Below are 23,262 nucleotides of genomic sequence, written 5' to 3'. Positions count from 1 at the left end.
ATGAAGCTTGAACAGACGGCCGCCATCGTCACCGGCGGCGGCTCCGGCCTCGGCCGCGCCACCGCGCAGGCGCTGGCGGCGCGTGGCGCCAGAGTGGCGGTGCTCGACCTCAATACCGACGCGGCGCGGGAGGTGGCCTCCGCCATCGGCGGCATCGCCGCGCCCTGCGACGTGGCCGACCCCGCCTCGGCGGACGCCGCGCTAGCCGTCGCTGCGGCCGCCCACGGGCCGGCGCGCATCCTCGTCAATTGCGCGGGGATCGGCAGCGCGAAGCGCGTGGTGGGCAAGGACGGCCCGCAGCCCCTGGCCGATTTCGAGAAGGTGGTGCGGGTCAATCTCCTCGGCACCTTCAACATGCTGCGCCTCGCGGCTGCCGCCATGGCAAGGCTGGACCCGCTGGAGGATGGCGAGCGCGGCGTCGTCGTCTCCACCGCATCGGTGGCGGCGTTCGAGGGGCAGGTGGGGCAGGCGGCCTATGCCGCCTCAAAGGCCGGGATCGTCGGGATGACGCTGCCCATCGCCCGCGAGCTCGCCGCCTTCGGCATCCGGGTGAACGTGATTGCCCCCGGCCTGTTCGCCACGCCGCTGCTGAAGACCCTTCCGGAGGAGGTGCAGCGGGCGCTGGGCGCCTCCATCCCGTTCCCCTCTCGCCTCGGCGAGGCAGTGGAGTTCGCCGCCCTCGCCGTGCACATGGCGGAGAACACGTTCCTCAACGGCGAGACCGTGCGCCTCGACGGCGCGCTGCGCCTGCCCCCCCGCTGAAGGAGGAAGCCATGCTGGTGAACCGCCGGACCGTGCGCATCGAATGGGGGGATTGCGATGCCGCCAACATCGTCTTCTACCCGCGCTACTTCGCCATGTTCGACGCCTCCACCCACGCTTTGTTCGAGAAGGCGGGCTGGCTGAAGCGTGACCTCATCCGGCAGTTCGACATCGTCGGCTATCCCATGGTGGATACGCGGGCGAAGTTCATGGTGCCGTCCACCTTCGGCGACGACATCGTCATCGAGACCACCGTCAGCGCCATCCGCACCTCCAGCTTCGACGTGCTGCACAAGGTGCTGAAGCCGGTGCCGGAGGGCGAGGTGCTCGCCATCGAGGGCTACGAGACCCGCGTCTGGGTCGGCCCGCATCCCGACGATCCCAAGCGGCTGAAGTCCCGCCCGATCCCGCAGGAGGTGATCCGGCGGCTCTCGGAAGGCTGAGCGGCAACCAATCCTTTGGCCGGAACACCACCGCAAAGCGGGGCGGCCGGGGCAAATCAAACAGGGGAGGAGACGAGAATGACCTATGCCTTTCGGCGTCCGCTCGTAGGCGCGGCGCTGCTTCTTGCCCTCGGCGGCACCGGTGTGCTGGCGGCGGACGATGTGGTGCGCATCGGCGCCTCCATTTCCACCACCGGGCAGGGCGCGGCCCTCGGCATCCCGGAGAAGAACACCCTCGATGTGGTGCCCAAAGAGATCGCCGGGCTGAAGCTGGAAATCATCCCGCTCGACGATACGGGCGACCCCACGGTCGCCACCACCAATGCCCGGCGCCTCGCCACCGAGGACAAGGTGGACGTGCTCATCGGATCGGCGGTGACGCCGGCCACCCTGGCCGTCGCCAACGTGGCGGCGGAAGTGCAGGTGCCGCATTTCGCGCTCAGCCCCATTCCCTTCCAGCCCGGCAAGGAGAAATGGAGCTTCTCCATGCCCCAGCCCGTGTCCCTGATGGCCAAGGGCATCTATGAGGACATGCTGAAGCGCAAGGTGAAGCGGGTGGCCCTCATCGGCTTTTCCGACAGCTGGGGCGACCTCTGGGTGAAGGAGTTCAAGGCCAACGGCGAGCCGCTCGGCCTTTCCATGGTGGCCGACGAGCGCTATGCCCGCGCCGACACCTCGGTGGCCGGGCAGACGCTGAAGCTCCTCGCCCAGAAGCCGGATGCGGTGCTGGTCGCCGCCTCCGGCACGGCCGCAGCCCTGCCGGTGATCGCGCTGCGCGAGCGCGGCTACAAGGGGCCCATCTACCAGACCCACGGGGCGGTGACGCGCGACTTCATCCGCATCGCCGGGAAGGCTGCGGAGGGGGTGATCTTCACTTCGGGGCCGGTGGTGGCCGCCGCCGAGCAGCCGGAGGCAAGCCCCACCAAGGCGCCCGGCATTGCTTACACGAAGGCCTATGAGGCCAAGTTCGGCGAAGGCACCGTCACCCAGTTCGGCGCCCATATGTACGATGTGTTCCAGCTGCTGGAGCGGGTGCTGCCGGTGGCGCTGAAGACCGCGCGGCCCGGCACGCCCGAATTCCGCACCGCCCTGCGCGATGCGCTGGAAAGCGAGAAGGAGCTGAAGGCGAGCCAGGGCGTCTACAATTACACCCCCACCAACCATTACGGCGTGGACGACCGCGCCCGCATCTTGATCACCGTCAAGGACGGCAGGTGGGTTCTGGTCGAGTGATGAGGGGTGCCGTGCTCTCTCAACGAGGCCCATGAAAAAGACGAGGTCCATGAAAAAGGGCTCCCGGAGGCGATCCGGGAGCCCTTTCCATTTGCTCCGGCCATTGCTCCGGCAGCGTCAGCCGACGCCGGCGAGGGCGCGGTAGTCGGCGGGATCGCGGCGGGTGGAGAGGACCTGCCCGGCAAGGCCCTCGGCCTCGGCGGCGATGTCTTCCGCATAGATGCGCGCGAGGCGGATCCAGTCGCCTTCCCTTGTCCCCGCCGCCGCGGCGCCGCGCGACAGCAGCGCCCCGCCCAGGGCGAGGCCGAACAGGCGCAGGTAGGTCTGCGCCACCAGCAGCTTTGCAGCCTCGCCGGTGGTGGGTGACAGCAGGTGGGCGGTGGCGGCTTCGAGCGCGGTGAGCGCCTCCGCCAGGATCGCCGCCGAGGGGCCGACGCGGTTCTCTGCCCGTGCCACGTCCGCCCGGCATTCGGCGATCAGGCGCGCCACCTCGGTCCCGCCCTCGCGGGGGATCTTGCGCATTACGAGGTCGATGGCCTGGATGGCGTTGGTGCCCTCATAGATGGGCGCGATGCGGATATCGCGCAGCAGCTGGGCAGCGCCGGTCTCCTCCACGAAGCCCATGCCGCCATGGACCTGGATGCCGAGGGAAGCAACTTCGCAGCCGATGTCGGTGCAGAACGCCTTGACCACCGGCGTGAGCAGGCTGGCGCGCGCATCCCCAGAGGCTCCGCCGTCAATGGCGGCGGCGGCCGCATAGGCGATGGCCCGGGCCGCGGTGGTCAGCGCCTTCATGCGGGCAAGGGTCTTCGCGAGGTCCGGATGGGCGGCGATGGGTGCCGCGCCGTCGAAGCCGGCCGCTCGTCCCTGCCGGCGCTCCAATGCATAGGTGGTGGCCTTCTGCGTTGCCTTCTCCGCCATGGCGACGCCCTGGAGGCCGGTGGCGAGGCGGGCCTTGTTCATCATGGTGAACATGCAGGCGAGGCCCTTGTTCTCCTCCCCCACCAGCCAGCCGATGGCGCCGCCGCCATCGCCGAACACCATGGTGCAGGTGGGCGAGCCGCGAATGCCGAGCTTGTGCTCGATGCCGGCGCAGCGCAGGTCGTTTTCCGCGCCCAGCGTCCCGTCCGCCGCCACGAAGTGCTGCGGCACCAGGAACAGGGAGATGCCCTTCACCCCGGCTGGGGCGTCGGGCAGGCGGGCCAGCACCAGGTGGATGATGTTCGCCGCGAGGTCGTGGGCGCCGAAGGTGATGAAGATCTTCGAGCCGGTGATGCGGTAGCGTCCCTCGCCGAGGGGTTCCGCGCGCGTGCGCAGGAGGCCGAGGTCCGAGCCCGCCTGCGGCTCGGTGAGGTTCATGGTGCCGGTCCATTCGCCCGAGACGAGCCTGGGCAGATACAGCGCCTTCAGCGCGTCCGAGGCATGGGCCTCGATGGCGTCCGCCGCGCCCTGCGACAGCACCGGTAGGGTGGAGAGCGCCATGCAGGACGAGGTGAACATCTCCATGGCGGCGGTGCCCACCGACACGGGAAGGCCGGAGCCGCCGTATGCCTCCGGCTGGGCCACGGCGTTCCAGCCGCCGGCGATCCAGTCCGCATAGGCCTCCCTGAAGCCGGGCGGGGTGGTGACGCGGCCGTCCTCCCATCGCGCGCCAATCAGGTCCGAGGTGCGGTCGAGGGGGGCGATGCGCTCGGCGCAGAAGCGGCCCGCCTCTTCCAGGATGGCGGTAAGCTCGTCGACCGGCACGGGCGGCGGGCTGCCGGGGGGCACCGCAACCTGGGCCAGGGTGAACAGGATCTCGTCGATCGGCGGACGATAGGTCATGGCGCCCTCGCGGGGGTGTCGGAAGGATCAGTGGAAGCCGAGATAGCTCTCGATCACCCGCTCATCGCGGGCGAGCACGGCGGCGGGTCCGGACAGGGTCACGGCGCCGAGCTCCATCACATGGGCAACGTCGGCGGCGGCGAGCGCCGCGCGCGCATTCTGCTCCACCAGCAGGATGGAGACGCCGGACGCGCGCAGGTCGGCGATGATGCGGAAGATGTCGGCGACGATGCGCGGGGCCAGCCCGAGGCTGGGCTCGTCGAGCATCAGCAGCTTCGGGCGGCCCATGAGGGCGCGGCCCATGGCCAGCATCTGCCGCTCGCCGCCGGACATGGTGCCGGCGAGCTGGCGCCGCCGCTCCTTGAGGCGGGGGAAGCGGTCATAGACCTCGGCGAGGGTGTCGCGGGCCACGGCGCGGGCCACGCGGAAGCCGCCCAACACCAGATTATCCTCCACGCTCATGGTGGAGAACAGCTCGCGCCGCTCGGGCACGAGGCTGAGGCCGAGGGCGACGCGTTCCTCCACGGCCAGTCGGCTGACGTCGCGACCGAGGAAGGTCATGCTGCCGGCAGCGAGCGGCAGCGCCCCCATGGTGGCGTTCAGCAGGGTGGACTTGCCGGCCCCGTTGGCGCCGATGACGGTAACGATCTCGCCCGCGCCGACGCGCAGGGAGGCGCCTTCCACCGCGCGCACCTTGCCATAGGCGATGGAGGCGCCCGCGATGTCGAGAAGCACCGTGGCTTCCACGGCGCCGGGGCGGATGCCGGGCTCGGCGCTCATGCCACACCTCCGAGATAGGCTTCGAGGACCTGGGGGTTGGTCTTGATGGCTGCGGGCGGGCCCTCGGCGATCTTGGTGCCGAAGTCGAGCACCACGATGTGGTCGGTCAGCCCCATCACGAAGCCCATGTCGTGCTCCACCAGCAGCACGCTCATGCCCTGGGCGCGCAGGCTGCGCAGCAGCGCGGCGAGCGCTTCCTTTTCCTTGTGGCGCAGGCCGGCGGCCGGCTCGTCGAGCAGCAGCAGCACCGGGTCGAGGGCCAGCGCCCGGGCGATCTCCACCACCCGCTGCTGGCCGAGGGCGAGGCTGCCGGCGGGCTTCATCATGTGCGCGGCGAGGCCCACGCGCTCGATCTGCCGGCGCGCCTCCGCCAGAAGGCGGGCCTCGTCGCGCCGGTCGAGGCGGAGCATGGAGGAGAGGACGCTGGCATGGCCGCGCAGGTGGGCGCCCAGCGCCACGTTTTCGAGCACGCTCATCTCGGGATTGAGCTTCACGTGCTGGAAGGTCCGGGCGATGCCGAGCCGCGCGATCTCCTGCGGCGGGGCGCCGGCGATGTCCATGCCCTCGAAGCGCACCGCGCCGGTGGTGAGGCGGGTGACGCCGGTGATGAGGTTGAAGGTGGTGCTCTTGCCGGCCCCGTTCGGGCCGATGAGGGCGACGATCTCACCGCGCCCCACGGCGAAGGACACGGCGTTCACGGCGGTGAGGCCGCCATATTTCTTCACCGCGCCGTCGAGCACCAGCAGCTTTTCCGCGGGTGCTGCGGAGGCGCCGCGCCGCGCCAGGGCCGGGGCGTCGGGGGGCACGGGCCGCCCGCGCGCCGGCCACAGGGCAGCGATGTGGGGCCACACGCCCTCCCGCGCCACCTGAAGCAGCCCCACCAGCAGGATGCCGAACACCACGGCCTCCAGCTGCACGCCATGGCCGAAGACCTGCGGCAGCACGCGCTGGAGCGCTTCCTTCAGCACGGTGACAAGGCCGGCGCCCACCACCGCGCCGAAGATCTGCCCGGCGCCGCCCAGCACCGCCATGAACAGGTATTCGATGCCGGCATTGATGCCGAACGGGGTCTGGGTGACGGTGCGCGTCACATGGGCGTAGAGCCAGCCGGAGAGGCCGGCAAGGAGCGCGGCATAGACGAACACCACGAGCTTCATGCGCGCGGCGTCGATGCCGAAGGATTCCCCCGCCAGCTGTCCGCGCCGCAGGGCCCGTATGGCGCGGCCCACGCGGCTGTCGAGCAGGTGCATGGTGAGGATCGCCGCGCCGATCACCAGGCCCCAGATGAGGTAATGCACCGTGCGCGGGTCGGTCAGGTCATGGCCGGCGATGGAGAAGGGCGGGATGCCGGAAATGCCGTCGTGGCGGCCGAGGATGTCGAGGGTGCCGAACAGGTAATAGAGGCTGATGCCCCAGGCCAGGGTGCCGAGCGGCAGGAAGTGTCCCGACAGGCGCACGGTGAGAAGGCCGAGCACCACCGCCGCGCTGCCCGCCACCAGCAGGGCCACCGGCAGGGTGGCCCAGGGCGACCAGCCGTAGGTGGTGGTGAGCACCGCCGTGGTGTAGGCGCCGAAACCGCAGAAGGCGGCCTGCCCGAACGAGGTCATGCCGCCCACGCCGGTGAGCAGGACGAGCCCGAGGGCGACCAGCGCGGCAAGGCCGATATTGCCGATCAGGGTGATGGCGAAGAGCGGCACGCCGGGAATGAGCGGCAGCGCCGCCATGATTGCCGCGAACACGGCGATGGCGATGCGGGGTTCGAGCGGCGGCAGCTTCAGCCGGCCGCGCGGGATGCTGCGTTGATTTTCGGCCTGCGGCCCGCCGGCGGCGGTCGGTGGCAACGCGGCTTCGGAGCGTGCGGTCATCGGCGCCTCGGAGCGGAGGGGTTGGGCATGGGTCGCGGCGGGAGGGGGCGTCACGGGCTCAGTCCTCCTCTTCCACATGGGGCTGGGTGAGGGAGCGCCACACCAGCACCGGGATGATCAGCATGAAGACGATGACCTCCTTCAGGTCCGAGGCGACGAAGGAGGAGAAGGCCTCGACGATGCCCACCGCGAGGGCGGCGACGGCGGTGAGCGGATAGCTCGCCAGCGCACCCACGATGGCGGCCACGAACCCCTTGAGGCCGATGAGGAAGCCGGTGTCGTAATAGATGGTGGTCACCGGCGCGATCAGGATGCCCGAGAGCGCGCCCACGAGCGCGGCGAGGCCGAAGGCGAGGGCGCCGGCGAAGGTGGTGCGGATGCCCACCAGCCGCGCGCCGAGGCGGTTGACCGCGGTGGCCTTCAGCGCCTTGCCCCACAAGGCCCGCTCGAAGAAGAACCAGAGCGCGCCGATGGCAAGCAGCGTGACCGCGTAGATGACGAGGCTCTGCCCGCTCACCAGCAGGGGGCCGAGTTCCAGCGTTAGCTCCGACAGGCTCGGCGCCCGCACCCCCTCGGCACCGAAGAAGACGAGCCCGAGCCCCACCAGGGCGAGATGCACGCCCACGGCGGTGATGAGCAGGGCCAGGATGGAGGCCGAGGCGATGGGCTGGAACGCCACCCGGTAGATGTAGGGGCCGAGCGGCGTGACGAGGGCGAGGGTGAGCAGGATGTGCACGCCGGGCCCGAAGCCCGCCCCGGCCACGCCATAGGTGACGGCAAGGAGGGCCGCCGGCAGGGCGAGGGTGAGGCCGGCGCTGCGGGTGAGTTTCCTCGCGTCGATCCCGGTGCTAAGCGATGCGGCGAGATCGAAGGCGAAGGCGAGCGCGCCGAAGGCCAGGGTGAGCCACACCGTGCCCGGCAGCCGGCCCGCCTCCAGAAGCGCATAGGTGAGTGCGCCGAAGGCGACCAGCTCGCCCTGGGGAATGAAGATGACGCGGGTGACCGCGAAGATGAGGACGATGGCGATGCCGAGCAAAGCGTAGACCGCTCCGTTCGTGATACCGTCCTGCAACAGGAAAAGCAGAATCGTGCCGTCCACGGATGCGTGTCTCCCCCTCCGGCCGGCTTCGTTCAGGGTGTTGGGCCTGAACGGTGAAACCGGCTCTGTCGTTATGAAAAGAGAACGTTTTGCCGATCATATTGCGGGGCAATTCGATCGGCGCGTGCTCTTGCGTCCTGCCGCACGGATGCGTTCGCCCGAAAGGGCGTCGGATCTGGCGGTGATTGTGCGGGACGCGGACGTCCCTCCCGGTAGGTTCTTGTTTAATTGATATGGATCATAACAATATTTGCATGGGTCGGCAAGACGGCCGAAACCTGCAAAATGGACAGGACGGCTTTGGCCGTCCGAGGGAAAATGACGGTCTTGGCCGTCGCCGCTTCCGCGACCGGAAGCGAAGAGCACGCGCCGATTGGATTGCATCGCAATCCGATCGGATAACGCGTTCTCTTTCTTGAATTTAGAGTGCGAAGGGCGAACGATGGGTGCTGAAGACGACCTGATACCGGTCCGCAAGACACAGGCCCGCAAGACGCCGGCCCAGAAGACACCGGCCCAGAAGGCACAGGCGCAGAAGACAACGTCCGCAAACGGAGCGCCGGCGCGGCGCGGGCGCAAGCCGGCGCGCGCGGTGGAGCCGGACGACGCGGACGAGGGGACCGATGCCTCCGACCTCGACCTCACGGGCCTCACGAGCGTCGTCGGCTACACCCTGCGGCGGGCGCAGATGGCGGTGTTCGAGGATTTCAGCGCCCGTTTCGCGCCCCTCGATCTGACGCCCGCGCAATATTCCGTGCTGCTGGTGATCAGCGACAATCCCGGCCGCAAGCAGTCGGAGATCGCGCGGGTGCTCGGCATCCAGCGCACCAATTTCGTCGTCATGCTCGACCAGCTGGAGAAGCGCGGGCTCGCCGAGCGCACGCGCTCGGCCACCGACGCGCGCTCCCACGCGATGTTCCTGACCAAGGCGGGAACCGCGCTCCTCAACAAGGCGCGCAAGCTCCAGTCGGCGCAGGAGGACGACTTTGCCCACCTCCTGGGTCCCGGCGGGCGCGACACGCTGGTGGCGCTGCTGCGGAAGGTGGCGCGGATCGACTGAACCCAATGGTCCGCGAGCGGCGGTCTTCAGGCGGTGGGTCCGGTCAGGGCTTCACCAGAGGGCAACCGCCCTCGCTCATGGGGCGGAACACCTCGGCCGCGGGCAGGGTGGCCAGGGGTTTGTAATAGTCCCACGGACCCTTGCTCTCCTCCGGCGCCTTCACCTCGTAGAGGGTGAGGTCGTAGAGCACCCGGCCGTCGGGGCGGATGGAGCCGGAATGGCCGAAATAGTCCACCGGCAATTGCCGCATCTGCGCATTGACCCGGGCCGCATCGTCGGTGCCGCTGGCGGCCACCGCCTTCAGGTAGTGGGTCACGGCCGCGTAGCCCGACGCCTGCTCCTTGGTGGGCATGCGGCCGGTCTTCTCGAAGAAGCGCCGGGCGAACGCGCGCGACGCGTCGTTCTGGTCCCAGTAGAAGCCGGTGGAGACCAGCAGCCCCTTTGCGAGCTTGAGGCCGAGGGCGTGGATATCCGAAATGAAGACGAGGAAGCCCGCGAGCTTCTGCCCGCTGTCCACGATGCCGAATTCCGCCGCCTGCTTGATGGCGTTGCCGGTGTCGCCGCCCACATTGGCGAGCCCGATCACCTGCGCCCTGGAGGCCTGCGCCTGCAGCAGGAAAGACGAGAAATCCGACGCGGCGAAGGGGTGGCGCACGCCGCCGAGCACCTTGCCGCCGCCGTCGCGGATGGCGGTGGAGGCGTCGCGTTCCATGGCATGGCCAAAGGCGTAGTCCGCCGTGAGGAAGAACCAGGTCTTGCCGCCGGCCCGGGTCACCGCGCGGGCGGTGCCGTTGGCGAGGGCATAGGTGTCGTCGGCCCAGTGGATGGAATAGGGCGAGCACGCCTTGCCCGTGAGGTCGGAGGTGGCGCCGCCGGCGATCAGGGCGGTCTTCTTCTTGTCCCGCGCGATCTCCTGCGCGGCGAGGGCGACGGAGCTGGTGGGCAGGCCCGTCACCGCATCGACGCCCTCCCGGTCGAACCACTGGCGCAGGATGGCGCCGGCCACGTCCGGCTTGTTCTGGTGGTCGGCGGAGACGATTTCGATCCTCTTGCCCGCGACCGTGCCGCCGAAGTCGTCGGCGGCCATCTGCACGGCAAGCACCGCGCCCTTGCCGCCGATGTCGGCAAACTGGCCGGACAGATCATTGAGCACGCCGATCCTGACCGCATCGTCGGAAATCTGCGCGCGGGCAGGCCCCGACGCGGCCATGACGGCGGCCATGACGGCGGCGATGGCGGCGGCGATGAGCGCAGCCGCTCCCGCGCTTCGGATGGATGTTCGGCGCATGGTGTCCTCCCTGGAGCACGCGCCGATCAGATGGCCTCGCGACCGGATCGTAACGCATTCTCTTTCTTGGAATTTGGAGACGAATACGCCACTGCGCGCGGCGGTCGTGATGGTCTCGTCAGATGTCGAAGAAAACGGTGTCGTTTTCGCCCTGCAGGCGGATGCCGGTCTGGAACGGCGCCGCCTTCAGATCGGCGAGCGGCATCAATTGCCCTCCCGCTTGCTCTCGAAAAGTGTCAGGCAGCGCCTGGTGCCGGCGAAATTCGGATCGAGCGGGGCGAGGTCGCCGTCGGTCTTGTGGCGGCAGCCACCGCCCGCATGGGCCTGCCACACCTCGATGAGGATGGCGTCGCCGGCGATCCAGCGGCCGGAGCGTTCTGGTGCGGACGGCAATTGACGTCTCCGTTTCTGGGGCAGTCGATCCGGAGGCGATCTGTGGGCGAAGCGGTGGGGTGCGATCGCGCAAGCTCGGCTCGCAGGGAGAGTTCCATACGAGCTTCGACATGGAAAATGACATTTTTGTATAGATACATACGATTTTTGATATGAAATTGAGGCATGATCGATGCCTGATGGCGGATCGACAAAAGCCCCGCGACGCGCGGTGCCCTTGACGGCCGGCCCCGTCGCGGTCGAGCTTGCGGGTCGCAATCTCCCGCATCGAGGCCATGATCCCATGAGCGTGTCCGTGTTCGCGCATCCGTTCCTCGGCGCCTTGCTGGGTGACGAGGAGGTGGCCGCCTGCTTCAGCGGCGAAGCGGACATCGCCGCCATGCTGCGCTTCGAGGCGGCCCTGGCGCAGGCCGAGGCGGAGGCGGGGGTCATCCCCGACGCGGCGGCCGAGGCCATCGTGGCCGCCGCCTCCCGCATGCGCATCGCCCCGTCGGATCTTGCGGGAGCTGTCGCCCGCGACGGCGTGGTGGTGCCGGAACTGGTACGTCTTCTGCGCGCCGCTGTCGGCGAGCCCCATGCCGGCTTCGCGCACAAGGGCTCCACCAGCCAGGACGTGATCGACACCAGCCTGTTCCTGCGCCTCAAGGCGGCGGCGGACATCCTCGATGCCCGGCTCGGCGCGCTCATGGGGGCCTTCGACCGCCTGGAGGCCGAGGCCGGCACGCACATGCTCTGTGGTCACACGCGCATGCAGCGCGCGCGACCCGTCTCGCTCGCCCACAAAGTCGCGGGCTGGCGCGATCCCCTCGCGCGGCATCGGGCGCGCCTGCCGGACGTGGCGATGAACCTGTTCCGGGTGCAGCTGGGTGGCGCCGTGGGCAATCGTGCCGAGCTGGGCGCGGCGGCGCAGGCGGTGGCCGATGGTCTTGCCGACCGGCTCGGCCTGCTGCGCGCGCCGCGTGCCACCCATGCCGAGCGCGACGGCGTCGTCGCCTTCGGCCACTGGTGCACGCTGGTCTGCGGAACCCTGGGCAAGTTCGGCGCCGACATCTGCCTGATGGCGCAGAACGAGGTGGGCGAGGTGACCATCGCCGGCGGTGGCGGCTCGTCCGCCATGCCGGAGAAGAATAATCCGGTGGCGGCGGAAATCCTCGTCACCCTGGCGCGGTTCGCCGCCGCCCAGCAGGGCGGGCTCGACCAGGCCCTGGTGCACGAGAACGAGCGCTCCGGCGCCGCCTGGACGCTGGAATGGATGATCCTGCCGCAACTGGTGGTGGCCGCCGGCGCCGCGACGCGCACGGCTCTCGCTCTGGTCGCGGCGCTCCGGCTCCCGGCGGCCGCCGATCAGAACGGCAGCCCCGCGTAATTCTCGGCGGCCGTGGTGCGAGTCAAGACGCGCGGAAAACGCAATCGCCCAGTATAGCCACCCTTATGTCAAGCAGCGCCTTCTCACGACTGCGCAGGATAGCTTCGATGCGAGCGGCGCTTTCGGTCAATTGGCGGATGCACGAATGGCACTGCTCCAAAGTCGCATCGGCAGATCGAAGCACCCAATCGCGGATCTGCTGTTCCAGCGTGGCATGGAGACGCGCATAATCCACCGCGACCGACGGGCGGTCGCCATCCAGATCGATCACAAGGTCCTCGAAATCGAGGTTCTCGCCGAGGGCGATCGCCGGGCAACGCCCAGCGGGATCGAGCCGATAGCCCGACAAATGCTCATCCGCCGCCACCTCGAATGCACGCCGCAGGACCTGCGACAGGCAGTGGCAGAGGGCGTTCATGTCGCGCCCGGCAGCGTGGTCCTCGATCATGCCGGCCAATAGTGGGACTGTCGTGCGCCAGACGTCGTCTGCAATCTGTTCGTGCTGCTCTTCCAACTGCTCCCGGGCGGTTTCGAGCGCCGCAGTGAACTCGGCCAGCATCGGGAGCACTTGATCGAGCAACCCGCCCAGCACGTTCTCCTCCAGATGGTGCAGCAGGACCTCAGCCGGCTTGCGCCGCCTGTAGGCGAGCGCGGGCTCCAACAGGGTCCGCAGGCCCGCATAGAGATGTTCCATGCCCGCCTCGACGATGCCCGCGGGCGTCGCCCCCTGCGCGCGGGCCATGTGGGTGGATATGGACACCGGCGCCATCAGCTGCGCCACGTCGACGCCCATGGCCGCCAGCTTGTGTTGGGCACGCGCGGCGACATCCGCTTCCTGCTGGGCGCGGGTCGCCGCCGACTTGTTCCGCAGGCGCTTCACCAGCGCGCCGTCGATCTCGTCTTCCTCATAGAAGTCACTGCGCGTCACCAGCGGCAGCAGCGGCTTGGCGCGGCGCAGCTCGCGGGCCAGTTCGTCCAGCTCCTGCACCTGTCCCGGGGCGGCGGAGCTGGTGAGCCACAGGACGCCGTCGGCGCTGTCGGTGAAGCTGCGGGTGAGCGCCGCATTCTCAGGCGTCGCGGAATGCAGCCCCGGCGTATCGAGCAGCACCAGCCTGTCCCCGAGGATCACGCCCTGAAGGCGGGCCGTCGTCTCCGTCGCGCCCTCCGCGAAGCCCTTCGGGATCTTCACCATGCGTCCGCGGTCGAGATGGAAATATGCGATCGCCCTGCCTTGCTCGGCAAAGCGATCGGCGATGAAGTTGCACAGCGCGCTCTTGCCCGCGTTGAACTTTCCGAACACCAGCAGGACGGCCTTGTCGTCCAGGCTGTGCGCCAGCGCGCGTGCGGGCTGAAGCGCCTCCCATTGCCGGGGCCAGGCCGACATGCAGGCCCTGAGCGCGGCATTGACGCCCTCGGCCTGCCGGGCGAGCGCGCTGCCCTCCCGCAAACCCGCGGAGCCGAGGACGGCGGCAGGCAAGGCGGCGCTCAGGCTGGCCAGCCATTCCTCCAGGCGCACGAGGACGATCTTGAGGCCCTCTTCCTCGCCGAACGCCGCCGCATCGATCTCAGCCATGAAGCGCAGCTCGTGCGAGGGCATTTCGTGCGAGGGCAACGCGTGCGGGGGCAACTCTCGGGACGGCTGCTGGTGGACATGCCGCTTGTGAACCGCGTCCGTCGTCATGGGCCGGGTTCCAGCACGGGTTCCAGCACTTGCAACGCCGCAAGGGCGCGCGCGGCGGCCTCCAGCGCCGATGACGCCTCCGCGATCCTGGCGCGCAACGCCGTTCTGCGCTTCGACAGCTCGAAGTAGTGTGCAAACGCCGCGTGCAGCCGGGCACGCCCGCGCGCCTCGCAGAACATGCGGTGCAGATCGGCGCGAAATTTCACCGAAACGCCCATGACCGCCACCATTACGGTGTTCAGGCTGCCGGTTGCCGTCTCCTGGTCCCTGGGAAGGCGCGCCACGCCCTGTCCGACCAGGAATCCGTCGATCTGGATGCAGGCCCGCGAATAGGCGACCTGGATGCGCGCGCGCTCCAGCTTCGCCGCCGTCACGGCGAATCTGTCGCGCGCGGTGTCAGGCACCATGGCGAGGTCCGGTCCGCCGGCACCGACGAGAGCGGCCATGTCCGCCGCAACCTTGCCGAGGACCCCCTCGAGCCCTTGATCGAAGCCGCGTCGCTGATTTTCCTCCTCCTGGCGCAGGGCTTCGAGCGCCTGCGCCCGGCCGCTCCGGAGCCCCTCCAGCTCGTCGCGGATCTCGCGCAGCAGCAGCGCGACCTCGTGGCTCCGCGCGGCGGGGACGCGGCCCAGCGCATCGGCGATCGCGCCTTCCAACTGCGGCATCCCGCTCCTTTGAATCAGCAGCGTCTTCGCCGTCTCGATCCCCTGGCGGTGGCGCGTGGCGGATACGACGTACAGGGCGGCGTCGGGGACCTGGCCGGCAATGGCGCCCACAACCTGGCCGAGATCGCCGTCATCGGCGAGCTGGTCGGCCTGCGAAATCACGATCAGGGTCTGGCGCAGCGTGCGAATCTCGTCGGCACGCAGTTGGTGAAGCAACGCCAGTTCCGCCGCGTCGAACTCCCCCTGCCTGGCAGCATGGACGAACAGGCGAATGTCTGCCTTCAGCCAGACGGCCACACGCGCGTGCCGGTCGTCCTCCTGACCCACGTCGGCATCCAACCCGGGCGCATCCAGCCAGCACACGCCTGCGTGGTGGCATTCGGCCAGCTCGACCGTCTCGCGCCGGTCGGCCACGGCGAAGGCATCCCGGCGCACCAGCTCGTTGAGCAGCCGGCTCTTGCCGTGGTTGTACTTGCCGATGACGCAGACCACCGGCGCGCCGTCATCGGCCAGCTCCCGCAAGCGGGCAAGGTCGAGCGCGCGGTGCGGCAGCGCGCGCTGCAGGTCGCGCAGCGCCGCCTCGTGGTCGCCGCAGCCCGTGGCTGACTCCTCGGCCAGCGAGGAAGTCGAGGAGTATCGCATCGAACGCCTGCGCCGATTGAAGATGGACGATGTGCCGGCCCTTCGCTCGCGGTCGGCGATGATTGCAGGTCGGGCGGCGCGCAGACCGGATCGTCATCGCCCGCGATGGCCGGCACCGGATTGGCACTCCCGCTGATCTGCGCGCACAGATCAGCGGGAGCGAGCGCTCAGGCGGCGGCGCGGGCGCGCTCGACGACCTGGTTGTCCTTGCCCGCGACCAGCGGGACAAGTTCGATGTTGAACTCGATATCGCGATAGGCGTCATCCTCGAAGCCGACGGCGCCGCCGCCAGTCCGTTCGACCACGTGCGGGATCAGGCCTTCACGGGTGGCGAAGGCGAAGTCGTCCCAGATCAGCGGGTCCCCCTCGATGTTGAACTGCGTCGTCAACTTGCGGAAACGGTCGGTCGTCACGAAGAAATGCACGTGCGCGGGCCGGTTGCCGTGGCGGTTGAGCTGGTTCAGCAGAGTCTGGGTCGCTCCCGACGGAGGGCAGCCATAGGAGGCCGGCATCCGTGTGAGCACTTCGTAGCGACCATCGGCGCCGGTCCGGATCGCGCCGCGCAGATTGAACGGGCTCTGCCGGCCGGTGGGGTCGAAATGGGAGTAGAAGCCCTTCGAATCCGAGTGCCAGACCTCCACGAGGGCGTCGGCGACCGGTGCCCCGTCGGGGCCGGTGACGGTGCCGTGTATGCGCAGCGCAGCGGCATCCGCATCAGGATTCTTGTCGATGCGCACCTTGCCCTCGGCGACCGGCGCACCGGCCACGTAGAGCGGCCCCTCGATGGTGCGCGGTGTGCCGCCGGAGATGCCCAGCTCCGCGTCCTCGGCATCGAGCCGCATGTCGATATAGTGCTCCAGCCCAAGGCCGGCCGCCAGCAGCGCGGCCTCGTTCTCCGAGCCGAGCTTGTTGAGGTAGTTGATGCCGACCCACACCTCATCCGGGGTGAGGTCGAAGTCCTCGATCGTCTTGAACAGGTCCGAGACGATGCGGTGAACCACCTGCTTCGCCCGCTCGTTGCCGCCAGCGGCGTCCAGATTGGCAATCACGCGCAGGAAATCCTGCACATCCTTACCGTCGAAAATCTTTACGCCCATCCTTGCGTCCTCCACTTCATATGATGGCGGTGGCCTTCAGCAAGCCCTTCACGCCGGTTGATTTTGCTCAGCGGTCGTCGTCACGGATCGACGAGGGGTGACGGCACAGGGGCGTCACCGATATGGTCATGTAGGGAAACAGCGGCAGGGCCACGATGATATCGTGCAGCTCGGCCTTATCCCTGACATCGAAAACAGGCGAGATATGCTGCGGCCCGCACCATCGCGCGCCGCAGCAGGCCGTGGCTGCCGTCAGGCCGCCGCCACTGCCGCGACCGTCGCGGAACGGCGCGCGTTGTTCACCGCGAACACCAGCATCGCCAGGGCGGACAGGGCAGCTGGAACCGCGAAGATCAGGAAGTTCTGCTGGAGGGGCAGCTCCTGGGCGAGCAGCACGCCGCCCAGCGTGGGGCCGACGATGGCGCCGATGCGACCGACCCCCGACGCCCAGCCGAGGCCGGTGGAGCGCACCGACAGATTGTAGAGCTGCGCCACGCTGGCGTAGAGCAGGATCTGCGTCCCGATCGTCGTCGCGCCGGCGATGAAGACCATCACGAACAGCAGTGCCGCCGGCAGGCCATAGCCGATGAGCGCGATGGAGACCGCGGCGACGGTAAAGAAGCCGATCACCACCCGGGGCAGGCCGAACTTGTCGCCGAGCCGGCCGCCGAGGATCGCTCCCAGCATGCCGCCGAAATTGAGCGAGAACAGGCTCAGAAGACTTGCCTTCTCGGCATAGCCGACTTCCTGCAGCACCTTCGGCAGCCAGGACGACAGCAGGTAGACCAGCAGCAGGCAGCAGAAGAAGGCAGCCCAGAGCATCAGCGTGCTCACCGCGCGCTGGTGGCGGAACAGCTCGGCCACGGAGGCCGAGGCGCCCTTGGTCTCGGTAAAGACCAGCCGGTCCGCGGCGCCGAGCGGGGACGTGGGCGCGATCTTGGCGTAGATGCGCCGCGCCTCTTCCTGCTTACCCTGCCGGATCAGGAAGCCGAGGGACTCCGGCAGCTTCCAAAGGACCAGCGGCAGCAAAAGCAGCGGAACGGCGGCGACGAAGAACATGGGCTTCCAGCCGAATTGCGGGATCAGCCCGATGCCGAGGCCGGCCGCCACCATGCCGCCCACGGAATAGCCGGAGAACATCACGGCCACCATGGTGCTGCGCAGGCGCTTGGGCGCGTATTCGTTCATCAGCGCCACAGCATTGGGCATCAGGCCACCGCAGCCGAGACCGGCGATGAAGCGGAAGATGGCGAACTGCGTCGGCGAATTGGCAAAGCCGGCGAGCAGCGTGGACACGGTGAACAGAAGGAAGCAGATGGCGATGCCCTTCTTGCGCCCGATCTTGTCGGCGAGCGGGCCGAACACGAGGGCGCCGAACATCATCCCGAACAGCGCCCACGCCTGGAGGGCGCCGGCCTGCGGCTTGTTCAGGCCCCAGTCCTTCATCAGCGCGGGCAGCACCGTGCCGGCGACGAAGACGTCATAGCCGTCGACCACCAGCAGCAGGCCGCAGAGCCCAGCCACCATCCACTGGAAACGCCCGAACGGCGTATTGTCTATGGCCTCGGTGATATCGATGTTTCGCATGGCTGTTCCTCCCCGGGTGCTTATGCACATTGCTTTCGTGACAATCTGTCCCCTGGATCCGCAGGTTCGCCCTCAGGCGATTGCCTTCAGCGGCGCGTTGGGGGTGAATTTCTCGTAGTGGAAGCAATTCGGCGTCACGCCTTTTTCATCGAAATACCGTCTGACGGCATCGACCATGGGCGGCGGGCCGCACAGATAAACGTCGGGACTGCCTTCGCGAAGCATGTCCTCCGGCATGTATTGGGTGACCCATCCCTTGCGCGGGTGAGAGGAGGCTTCGTCAGCAACAACCGTCGCGAAGCTGAAGTTTGCCAATCCCGCGCTGTAGGCTTCCAGGGTATCCACGAGCACGAGATCAAGGTCGCGCGTCACGCCGTAGATCAGGTGGATCTTCTGCTGCGTGCCGGCACGGGCGAGCACCTCCAGCATGGACAGGAACGGCGCGAGCCCCGTGCCCCCCGCGAGGAACAGGAGCGGCGCGTGGCCGTCGCGCAGATAGAAGCTGCCCAGAGGTCCGGTCAGGTTGAGCGTGTCGCCCGGCCGCGCGCGGGCGAGCCAGCCGCTCATCAGGCCGCCGGGAATCGTCTTGATCAGGAAGGTGATGCGCCGTTCGCCCGGAGCCGAGGAAAAGGAGTAGGCGCGGCTCAGACCGCTCCCGGGCACGTCGATATTGACGTATTGGCCCGGCAGGAAGACGGGGGCGGCGCCCTCCACGTCCAAGTGCAGGACAACCGCTGCATCGTTGTGCAGGGTCACCTGGGCGACCGTCGCGGCGAACGTCTGCTGCCCTGTCTTGCAGGCGACGGAGCTCACCGGAACAGAGATGACGCAATCGCTCGATGGCACCATCTGGCAGGTCAGCACGAGCCCCTGCGACGCCTCGTCGGGGGAAAGCGCGTCCTCGATATAATCGCTGCCGAGATCGTACGCGCCGCTCTCCGCCCTGCACTTGCATGTTCCGCACACCCCGTCGGAACAGTCCATGGGCAGGTTGATCTTGTTGCGGAAGGCGGCGTCGAGCAGCTTTTCCCCGGCCTTGCAGTCGATAAAGCGCGTGACGCCATCCTCGAAATTGAGCGCGATGGTGTGGCTGGACATGGAACCCTCCCCTGGCCGGGCGTACATCGATATCAGACGTGATAGATATCGATGACCTGGCGGATATAGTCGTTCTTCAGAACGATCTTCTTGCTTGAGATGACGATCTGCCCGTCGCTCTCGCGCAAGGTGGCAAACACCGTTCCGAAGAACTGGTCCGTGACCTTGTAACGATGGCTGAGGGTGTAGAAATTGTACCGGATGTCGCACGCGTCTCCGCGGGTCGCCAGCAACTCGACATTGGTCACGTTGTGGCTCGTGCGCGGTTCCGGTGTTGATGCGCCGGACCGCTCGGTCTTGATGCGGAAGATGCGGTCTTCCAGCCCGTCGCGATCGGGATAGTAGATCAGCGAGATCTGCGACTGCGGATCTTCGGTGAGCCTGTCGTCGTCGTCCCAGGCGGGCATCCAATAGGTGGCGTCCGGCGCGTAGCAGGTGAGCCACTCGTCCCACGCGCGGTCATCCAGCAGGCGCGCCTCGCGGTAGAGGAAGGCGCGTGCGGCTTCCAGGGAGATGCTCATGCCGCAACGCTCCTCGTCTGGGTGGAGAGCGCATTGCGCATCGCCCGCGCCCAGTATTCGTGCTGGCGCACGAACAGTCCCTCGTCCTCGCTGCGCTCGCCGGAGAGCAGCGGACGGATGCCCAGCCGCCGCGCGTTCTCGTCAGGACCGTCGATCCACAGGGGCGCGCCGCGCGACAGGTCGTTCCACGGCGCGGAGATGCCGGCATAGCCCGCCTGGCAGGCGCGGAATTCCTCGAGATCATCCGAGGTGCCCATGCCGGACACGTTGAAGAAATCCTCGTACTGGCGGATGCGCAGCGCGCGGTCGGCCGCGCTTTCGCCCTTCGGGGCGAAGCAGAAGATGCTGATCTCGGTCTTGTCCACGCTGATGGGGCGCGCGACCCGGATCTGCGTGCTGAACTGGTCCATGAGGAACACATTCGGATAAAGGCAGAGGTTGCGCGTCTGGTTGACGATCAGGTCAGCCTTTTCCTGCCCGACGCGGGCCGCGATCTCGTCGCGGTGGGCGTACACCGGACGGACCTCGGGGTTCATGCTGTTGGTCCACAGGAGGATGTGGCCGTTCTCGAAGCCGTAGACGCCGGCGACCGAACGGCTCCAGCCGTTGGCGTCGACCGCCTTGGTCCCTTCCACCTTGCGGCGGCCCATGGTGGCCGCGTAGTTCCAGTGCACGGAGCTGACGTGGTACCCGTCGCAGCCGTTCTCCATCTGCAGCTTCCAATTGCCATCATAGATGTACGACGAGTTGCCGCGCAGCACTTCGAGCCCGTTCGGCGCTTGGTCGACGATCTGGTCGATGATGACCCTGGTCTCGCCGAGATAATCCGCAAGCGAGGCCACGTTCTCGTTCAGGCTGCCGAACAGGAAGCCGCGGTAGTTCTCGAAGCGGGCCACCCGCTTCAGGTCATGGGAGCCGTTCTGCGCAAACTGGGGCGGATACTGGGTGGTCTTCTCGTCCTTCACCTTGAGCAGCTTGCCGGTGTTGGCGAAGGTCCAGCCGTGAAAGGGGCAGGTGAAGGAGCCCTTGTTGCCGTGCTTGCGCCGGCACAGCAGCGCACCGCGGTGCGCGCAGGCATTGATGACGGCATGGAGCGCGCCGGCCTTGTCCCGCGTCACCACAACCGGCTGGCGGCCGATAAAGGTGGTGTAATAATCATTGTTCTGGGGGATCTGGCTTTCATGCGCCAGGTAGACCCAGTTGTTCTCGAAGAGATGCGTCATCTCAAGCTCGAACAGGTCTTCATTGGTGAAGATGTCGCGGCGACAGCGGAAGACGCCTGCCTCCTTGTCGTCCTGCACCGCCGTGGCGAGCAGGCGATCGAGATCACGGGCTTTTTCGGCAACCACTGACATCGTGTCCTCCCTTGAGATGCTGCGCTTCGACCGGCGGGGGGCGGTGGTGGCCTGAATGTCAGGCCTTCCCGGATCGCCGCCGGCTGCGCTTGGGCTGTTCCTTGCGGGCGCTCTAGACCCTTGTATTAACGCGTTTTATTTACGCGAGCTGGTATCCACTTCGCTCGAATACGCTCTAGATGGCGATGCTGGTGGTCTTTCGGTGCCGGCCGCGCGTGAAGAACGCCACACGGTCCTCGTCGAGCGCGATGCCGAGCCCCGGCCCGGCGGGGACCGTCAGTTCGAAATCGCTGTAGTCCAGCGGAGCGGCGAGAATTTCCTCGGTCAGCAGCAAGGGGCCGAACAGTTCGGTGCCCCATTGCAGGTTGACGAAGGTCGAGAACAGATGTGCCGAGGCGATGGTGCCGACCGCGCCTTCCAGCATCGTGCCGCCATAAAGGCCGATGCCCGCGGCATCCGCGATCGCTGCGACGCGCTGGGCGCCGAACAGTCCGCCGCTCTGCTCGATCTTCACGGCGAATACGTCCGCGCCGGCGCATTTTGCGATCTCGAACGCGCTTTCCGGACCCTGCAGGGACTCGTCCGCCATCAGCGCCACCGGAAAGCGACGTACCAGCCGCGCCATGGCCGTGGCCGAGGCCACCGGCTGCTCTACAAGCTCGCATCCCGCATCGGCGAGCGCGGCCATGGCGTAGGCCGCCTCGGTCTCGCTCCAGGCCATGTTGACATCGACCCGCACCGCGCCGCGATCGCCCAGCGCGTGCTTGACGGCCGCGACATGGGCCACGTCGGCGCTCGGCGTCCGTGCGCCGATCTTCAGCTTGAAGATCCTGTGCCGCCGCAGCTCCAGCATCCTCTCCGCCTCGGCGATATCCTTGGCGGTGTCTCCCGAGGCAAGGGTCCAGGCCACCGGCAGGCGGGAGCGCAGGCGGCCGCCCAGGAGCGCGCTGACGGGCTGGCCGAGCCGCTTTCCGTGCGCATCCAGCAGCGCGGTTTCCACCGCGCATTTGGCGAAGCGGTTGTCCTTGACCATCTTGCCGATGCGCAGCAGCAGCGCGCGCACGGCGGTGGCATCCTGCCCCACCATGAGGGGAGCGAAATAGGTATCGATGGCAAGCTTCATGCCTTCGGGACTCTCGCCACCATAAGCGAGCCCACCGATCGTCGTCCCCTCGCCAATGCCGACCACGCCGTCGCTGCAGAAGACCCGCACCAGCATGAGGGTCTGCCCGTTCATGGTCGCCACCGACAGCTTGTGCGGCCGGATGGTGGGCAGGTCGATCAGCGCCGTTTCCACCCGCTCGATGACGGGGGGCAAGGGTGCGGCCGGCGGGATGGCATGTGGAAATGTCGCGTTCATGGCGCCATCTTGCTGCGGGCGAGAGGTGGACGTCCAAAACCTTTTGCGTTTCTAACTATACGTGTAGGGTATGATACGCGGAATAATTCAATAAAACTTAGCGTTCCCGCACTGCAGCATACCGAGAATGACGCCATTTTTCTTACGGGGCCGGAGCCGGCAGCATGGACCTTCGCCAACTTCGCTACTTCGTCGCGGTCGCGCGGGAGCGCAATTTCACCCGCGCGGCTGAGATGCTGCACATTGCCCAGCCGCCCTTGAGCCGGCAGATCCAGGCGCTGGAAGAGGAGCTGGGCGTCGCCCTTCTCATCCGCAACAGCCGGCCGATACGGCTGACCGAGGCGGGCCGCCTGTTCTACGAGCAGGCGCTGCAGGTCCTCGGCCGGGTCGAGCAGATGCGTGCGGCGACGCGGCGCGTGGGCCTGAACCAGAACAGTGTCCTGTCCATCGGGTTCGTCGCCTCGACCCTTTATGGCGGCCTGCCGTCGCTGGTCCGCAAGCTGCGCCAGCGCGCCCCGGACATCGAGATCCAGGTGCTGGAGATGATGTCGGTGCAGCAGATTCCGGCCCTCAAGGAAGGGCGCATCGACATCGGCTTCGGGCGCCTGCACCACAGCGATTCCGGCGTGGTCGGGATCGTGCTGCGCGAGGAGCGTCTGGCGGTCGCCATCCCCAAGGGCACGGAACTGGCGCAGGAGAGCGGCCCCCTTCCCGTCACCGCCCTGACGGGACACAGGCTCATTGTCTATCCGAAGGAGCCGCGCCCGGGATATGCCGACCATGTGCTCAACCTGCTGCATGGTCACGACGTGCGGCCGGCGGAGGTTCAGGAGGTGCGCGAGATCCAGACCGCCCTCGGGCTCGTCGCCGCGGAAACCGGCCTGTGCATCATCCCTTCCTCGGCGCGGCAGATGCGCGGCGATGTGCATTACCGGCTGATCGAGGGGGAGCGCGCCACCTCTCCGATCATCCTGTATCACCGGGTGGGGGACAATTCGCCCTACATCGATCTCGTGAAGGAACTCATCAAGGAGATGTATGCGGAGAACCCGCCCTGGCTCAGCGTCGAGCACAATCTGCCGACACGGCCCTCCTTTGCCGGGTAGTCATTGGCCGGTGCGCCGGTGCATGCTTTAACTTCAG

General features: G+C 67.8%; 21 protein-coding genes. 6 read left to right on the top strand and 15 right to left on the bottom strand.

Going from position 1 to position 23,262, the window contains the following annotated elements; translation table 11 throughout:
- From V5F48_RS17190 to V5F48_RS17180, 3 genes are all read left to right on the top strand, one after another.
- The gene (locus tag V5F48_RS17190; protein ID WP_394259689.1) at positions 1-762 is read left to right on the top strand and encodes an SDR family NAD(P)-dependent oxidoreductase; all 762 of its coding nucleotides are present in this window, start codon (positions 1-3) and stop codon (positions 760-762) included.
- Positions 763-773: 11 nt separating this feature from the next.
- Entirely contained in the window at positions 774-1,205 is a 432-nt protein-coding gene (locus V5F48_RS17185; RefSeq protein ID WP_394259688.1) for an acyl-CoA thioesterase, read from the top strand.
- A gap of 78 nt (positions 1,206-1,283) precedes the next feature.
- Positions 1,284-2,438 (top strand): ABC transporter substrate-binding protein, encoded by a 1,155-nt coding sequence (locus V5F48_RS17180; RefSeq protein WP_394259687.1) that lies wholly within the window; start codon positions 1,284-1,286, stop codon positions 2,436-2,438.
- Between the two features lie 117 nt (positions 2,439-2,555).
- Here V5F48_RS17180 and V5F48_RS17175 read toward each other — a convergent pair whose 3' ends face one another.
- The 4 genes from V5F48_RS17175 to V5F48_RS17160 form a co-directional block, all read right to left on the bottom strand.
- Positions 2,556-4,262, bottom strand: coding sequence for an acyl-CoA dehydrogenase family protein (locus tag V5F48_RS17175; protein ID WP_394259686.1), 1,707 nt, complete (start codon positions 4,260-4,262; stop codon positions 2,556-2,558).
- Between the two features lie 27 nt (positions 4,263-4,289).
- The gene (locus tag V5F48_RS17170) at positions 4,290-5,042 is read right to left on the bottom strand and encodes an ABC transporter ATP-binding protein (protein WP_394259685.1); all 753 of its coding nucleotides are present in this window, start codon (positions 5,040-5,042) and stop codon (positions 4,290-4,292) included.
- The gene (locus tag V5F48_RS17165; RefSeq protein ID WP_394259744.1) at positions 5,039-6,766 is read right to left on the bottom strand and encodes a branched-chain amino acid ABC transporter ATP-binding protein/permease; all 1,728 of its coding nucleotides are present in this window, start codon (positions 6,764-6,766) and stop codon (positions 5,039-5,041) included. Before V5F48_RS17165 ends, V5F48_RS17170 begins: the two co-directional genes overlap by 4 nt.
- A 199-nt stretch (positions 6,767-6,965) precedes the next feature.
- Complete coding sequence (locus V5F48_RS17160) at positions 6,966-8,006, bottom strand: branched-chain amino acid ABC transporter permease (RefSeq protein ID WP_394065002.1); 1,041 nt, start codon at positions 8,004-8,006, stop codon at positions 6,966-6,968.
- A 442-nt stretch (positions 8,007-8,448) separates the two neighbouring features.
- Between V5F48_RS17160 and V5F48_RS17155 the strand changes: the two genes are divergently transcribed.
- The gene (locus V5F48_RS17155; protein WP_394259684.1) at positions 8,449-9,066 is read left to right on the top strand and encodes a MarR family winged helix-turn-helix transcriptional regulator; all 618 of its coding nucleotides are present in this window, start codon (positions 8,449-8,451) and stop codon (positions 9,064-9,066) included.
- A gap of 43 nt (positions 9,067-9,109) precedes the next feature.
- Here the strand turns inward: V5F48_RS17155 and V5F48_RS17150 are convergent, their stop codons facing one another.
- Both V5F48_RS17150 and V5F48_RS17145 read right to left on the bottom strand, forming a co-directional pair.
- Positions 9,110-10,354, bottom strand: coding sequence for an ABC transporter substrate-binding protein (locus V5F48_RS17150; protein WP_394259683.1), 1,245 nt, complete (start codon positions 10,352-10,354; stop codon positions 9,110-9,112).
- 204 nt (positions 10,355-10,558) lie between these two features.
- A complete protein-coding gene (locus tag V5F48_RS17145; protein ID WP_394259682.1) occupies positions 10,559-10,747 on the bottom strand; it encodes a hypothetical protein in 189 nt (62 codons plus the stop codon).
- 283 nt (positions 10,748-11,030) lie between these two features.
- Between V5F48_RS17145 and V5F48_RS17140 the strand changes: the two genes are divergently transcribed.
- Positions 11,031-12,113, top strand: coding sequence for a 3-carboxy-cis,cis-muconate cycloisomerase (locus V5F48_RS17140; RefSeq protein WP_394259681.1), 1,083 nt, complete (start codon positions 11,031-11,033; stop codon positions 12,111-12,113).
- 22 nt (positions 12,114-12,135) lie between these two features.
- On the opposite strand, the gene V5F48_RS17135 is transcribed toward V5F48_RS17140, so the two are convergent.
- The 9 genes from V5F48_RS17135 to V5F48_RS17095 form a co-directional block, all read right to left on the bottom strand.
- Positions 12,136-13,794 (bottom strand): GTPase, encoded by a 1,659-nt coding sequence (locus tag V5F48_RS17135; RefSeq protein ID WP_394259680.1) that lies wholly within the window; start codon positions 13,792-13,794, stop codon positions 12,136-12,138.
- Positions 13,791-15,101 carry a GTPase gene (locus tag V5F48_RS17130; RefSeq protein WP_394259679.1) on the bottom strand — a complete coding sequence of 437 codons (1,311 nt, stop codon included), beginning with the start codon at positions 15,099-15,101 and terminating at the stop codon, positions 13,791-13,793. Before V5F48_RS17130 ends, V5F48_RS17135 begins: the two co-directional genes overlap by 4 nt.
- 167 nt (positions 15,102-15,268) lie before the next feature.
- Positions 15,269-16,198: a catechol 1,2-dioxygenase gene (gene catA / locus V5F48_RS17125; RefSeq protein WP_394259678.1), complete on the bottom strand. Its 930-nt coding sequence runs from the start codon at positions 16,196-16,198 to the stop codon at positions 15,269-15,271.
- Positions 16,199-16,265: 67 nt separating this feature from the next.
- Entirely contained in the window at positions 16,266-16,403 is a 138-nt protein-coding gene (locus V5F48_RS17120; RefSeq protein ID WP_463596055.1) for a muconolactone Delta-isomerase family protein, read from the bottom strand.
- A 47-nt stretch (positions 16,404-16,450) separates the two neighbouring features.
- On the bottom strand, positions 16,451-17,785 hold the full coding sequence (locus V5F48_RS17115) for an MFS transporter (protein ID WP_394110189.1): 1,335 nt from the start codon (positions 17,783-17,785) through the stop codon (positions 16,451-16,453).
- A 72-nt stretch (positions 17,786-17,857) separates the two neighbouring features.
- The gene (gene benC / locus V5F48_RS17110) at positions 17,858-18,883 is read right to left on the bottom strand and encodes a benzoate 1,2-dioxygenase electron transfer component BenC (RefSeq protein WP_394259677.1); all 1,026 of its coding nucleotides are present in this window, start codon (positions 18,881-18,883) and stop codon (positions 17,858-17,860) included.
- Between the two features lie 32 nt (positions 18,884-18,915).
- A complete protein-coding gene (gene benB / locus V5F48_RS17105) occupies positions 18,916-19,404 on the bottom strand; it encodes a benzoate 1,2-dioxygenase small subunit (protein WP_394259676.1) in 489 nt (162 codons plus the stop codon).
- Positions 19,401-20,759 (bottom strand): Rieske 2Fe-2S domain-containing protein, encoded by a 1,359-nt coding sequence (locus V5F48_RS17100; RefSeq protein ID WP_394259675.1) that lies wholly within the window; start codon positions 20,757-20,759, stop codon positions 19,401-19,403. Before V5F48_RS17100 ends, benB begins: the two co-directional genes overlap by 4 nt.
- A gap of 175 nt (positions 20,760-20,934) precedes the next feature.
- Complete coding sequence (locus tag V5F48_RS17095) at positions 20,935-22,119, bottom strand: muconate/chloromuconate family cycloisomerase (RefSeq protein WP_394259674.1); 1,185 nt, start codon at positions 22,117-22,119, stop codon at positions 20,935-20,937.
- A gap of 164 nt (positions 22,120-22,283) precedes the next feature.
- On the opposite strand from V5F48_RS17095, the gene V5F48_RS17090 reads away from it, so the two are divergent.
- On the top strand, positions 22,284-23,225 hold the full coding sequence (locus V5F48_RS17090) for a LysR family transcriptional regulator (RefSeq protein WP_394259673.1): 942 nt from the start codon (positions 22,284-22,286) through the stop codon (positions 23,223-23,225).
- Positions 23,226-23,262 lie beyond the last annotated feature (37 nt).

Origin of the sequence: Xanthobacter autotrophicus ATCC 700552 (assembly GCF_043194565.1) — a bacterium.
In the GTDB taxonomy this organism is placed as follows: domain Bacteria; phylum Pseudomonadota; class Alphaproteobacteria; order Rhizobiales; family Xanthobacteraceae; genus Xanthobacter; species Xanthobacter autotrophicus_F.
Note: the sequence above shows the minus strand (reverse complement) of the source record. Positions and strands in the feature narration are given on the sequence as shown.

Bases quoted from the DNA above. Each gene is read 5' to 3' on its own strand.
- catA (WP_394259678.1), bottom strand. From the start codon at position 16,198: ATGGGCGTAAAGATTTTCGACGGTAAGGATGTGCAGGATTTCCTGCGC.
- V5F48_RS17180 (WP_394259687.1), top strand. From the start codon at position 1,284: ATGACCTATGCCTTTCGGCGTCCGCTCGTAGGCGCGGCGCTGCTTCTT.
- V5F48_RS17170 (WP_394259685.1), bottom strand. From the start codon at position 5,042: ATGAGCGCCGAGCCCGGCATCCGCCCCGGCGCCGTGGAAGCCACGGTG.
- V5F48_RS17090 (WP_394259673.1), top strand. From the start codon at position 22,284: ATGGACCTTCGCCAACTTCGCTACTTCGTCGCGGTCGCGCGGGAGCGC.
- V5F48_RS17165 (WP_394259744.1), bottom strand. From the start codon at position 6,766: ATGGCGGCGCTGCCGCTCATTCCCGGCGTGCCGCTCTTCGCCATCACC.
- V5F48_RS17095 (WP_394259674.1), bottom strand. From the start codon at position 22,119: ATGAACGCGACATTTCCACATGCCATCCCGCCGGCCGCACCCTTGCCC.
- V5F48_RS17155 (WP_394259684.1), top strand. From the start codon at position 8,449: ATGGGTGCTGAAGACGACCTGATACCGGTCCGCAAGACACAGGCCCGC.
- V5F48_RS17115 (WP_394110189.1), bottom strand. From the start codon at position 17,785: ATGCGAAACATCGATATCACCGAGGCCATAGACAATACGCCGTTCGGG.
- V5F48_RS17150 (WP_394259683.1), bottom strand. From the start codon at position 10,354: ATGCGCCGAACATCCATCCGAAGCGCGGGAGCGGCTGCGCTCATCGCC.
- V5F48_RS17190 (WP_394259689.1), top strand. From the start codon at position 1: ATGAAGCTTGAACAGACGGCCGCCATCGTCACCGGCGGCGGCTCCGGC.
- V5F48_RS17140 (WP_394259681.1), top strand. From the start codon at position 11,031: ATGAGCGTGTCCGTGTTCGCGCATCCGTTCCTCGGCGCCTTGCTGGGT.
- V5F48_RS17185 (WP_394259688.1), top strand. From the start codon at position 774: ATGCTGGTGAACCGCCGGACCGTGCGCATCGAATGGGGGGATTGCGAT.
- V5F48_RS17135 (WP_394259680.1), bottom strand. From the start codon at position 13,794: ATGACGACGGACGCGGTTCACAAGCGGCATGTCCACCAGCAGCCGTCC.
- benC (WP_394259677.1), bottom strand. From the start codon at position 18,883: ATGTCCAGCCACACCATCGCGCTCAATTTCGAGGATGGCGTCACGCGC.
- V5F48_RS17100 (WP_394259675.1), bottom strand. From the start codon at position 20,759: ATGTCAGTGGTTGCCGAAAAAGCCCGTGATCTCGATCGCCTGCTCGCC.
- benB (WP_394259676.1), bottom strand. From the start codon at position 19,404: ATGAGCATCTCCCTGGAAGCCGCACGCGCCTTCCTCTACCGCGAGGCG.
- V5F48_RS17175 (WP_394259686.1), bottom strand. From the start codon at position 4,262: ATGACCTATCGTCCGCCGATCGACGAGATCCTGTTCACCCTGGCCCAG.
- V5F48_RS17130 (WP_394259679.1), bottom strand. From the start codon at position 15,101: ATGCGATACTCCTCGACTTCCTCGCTGGCCGAGGAGTCAGCCACGGGC.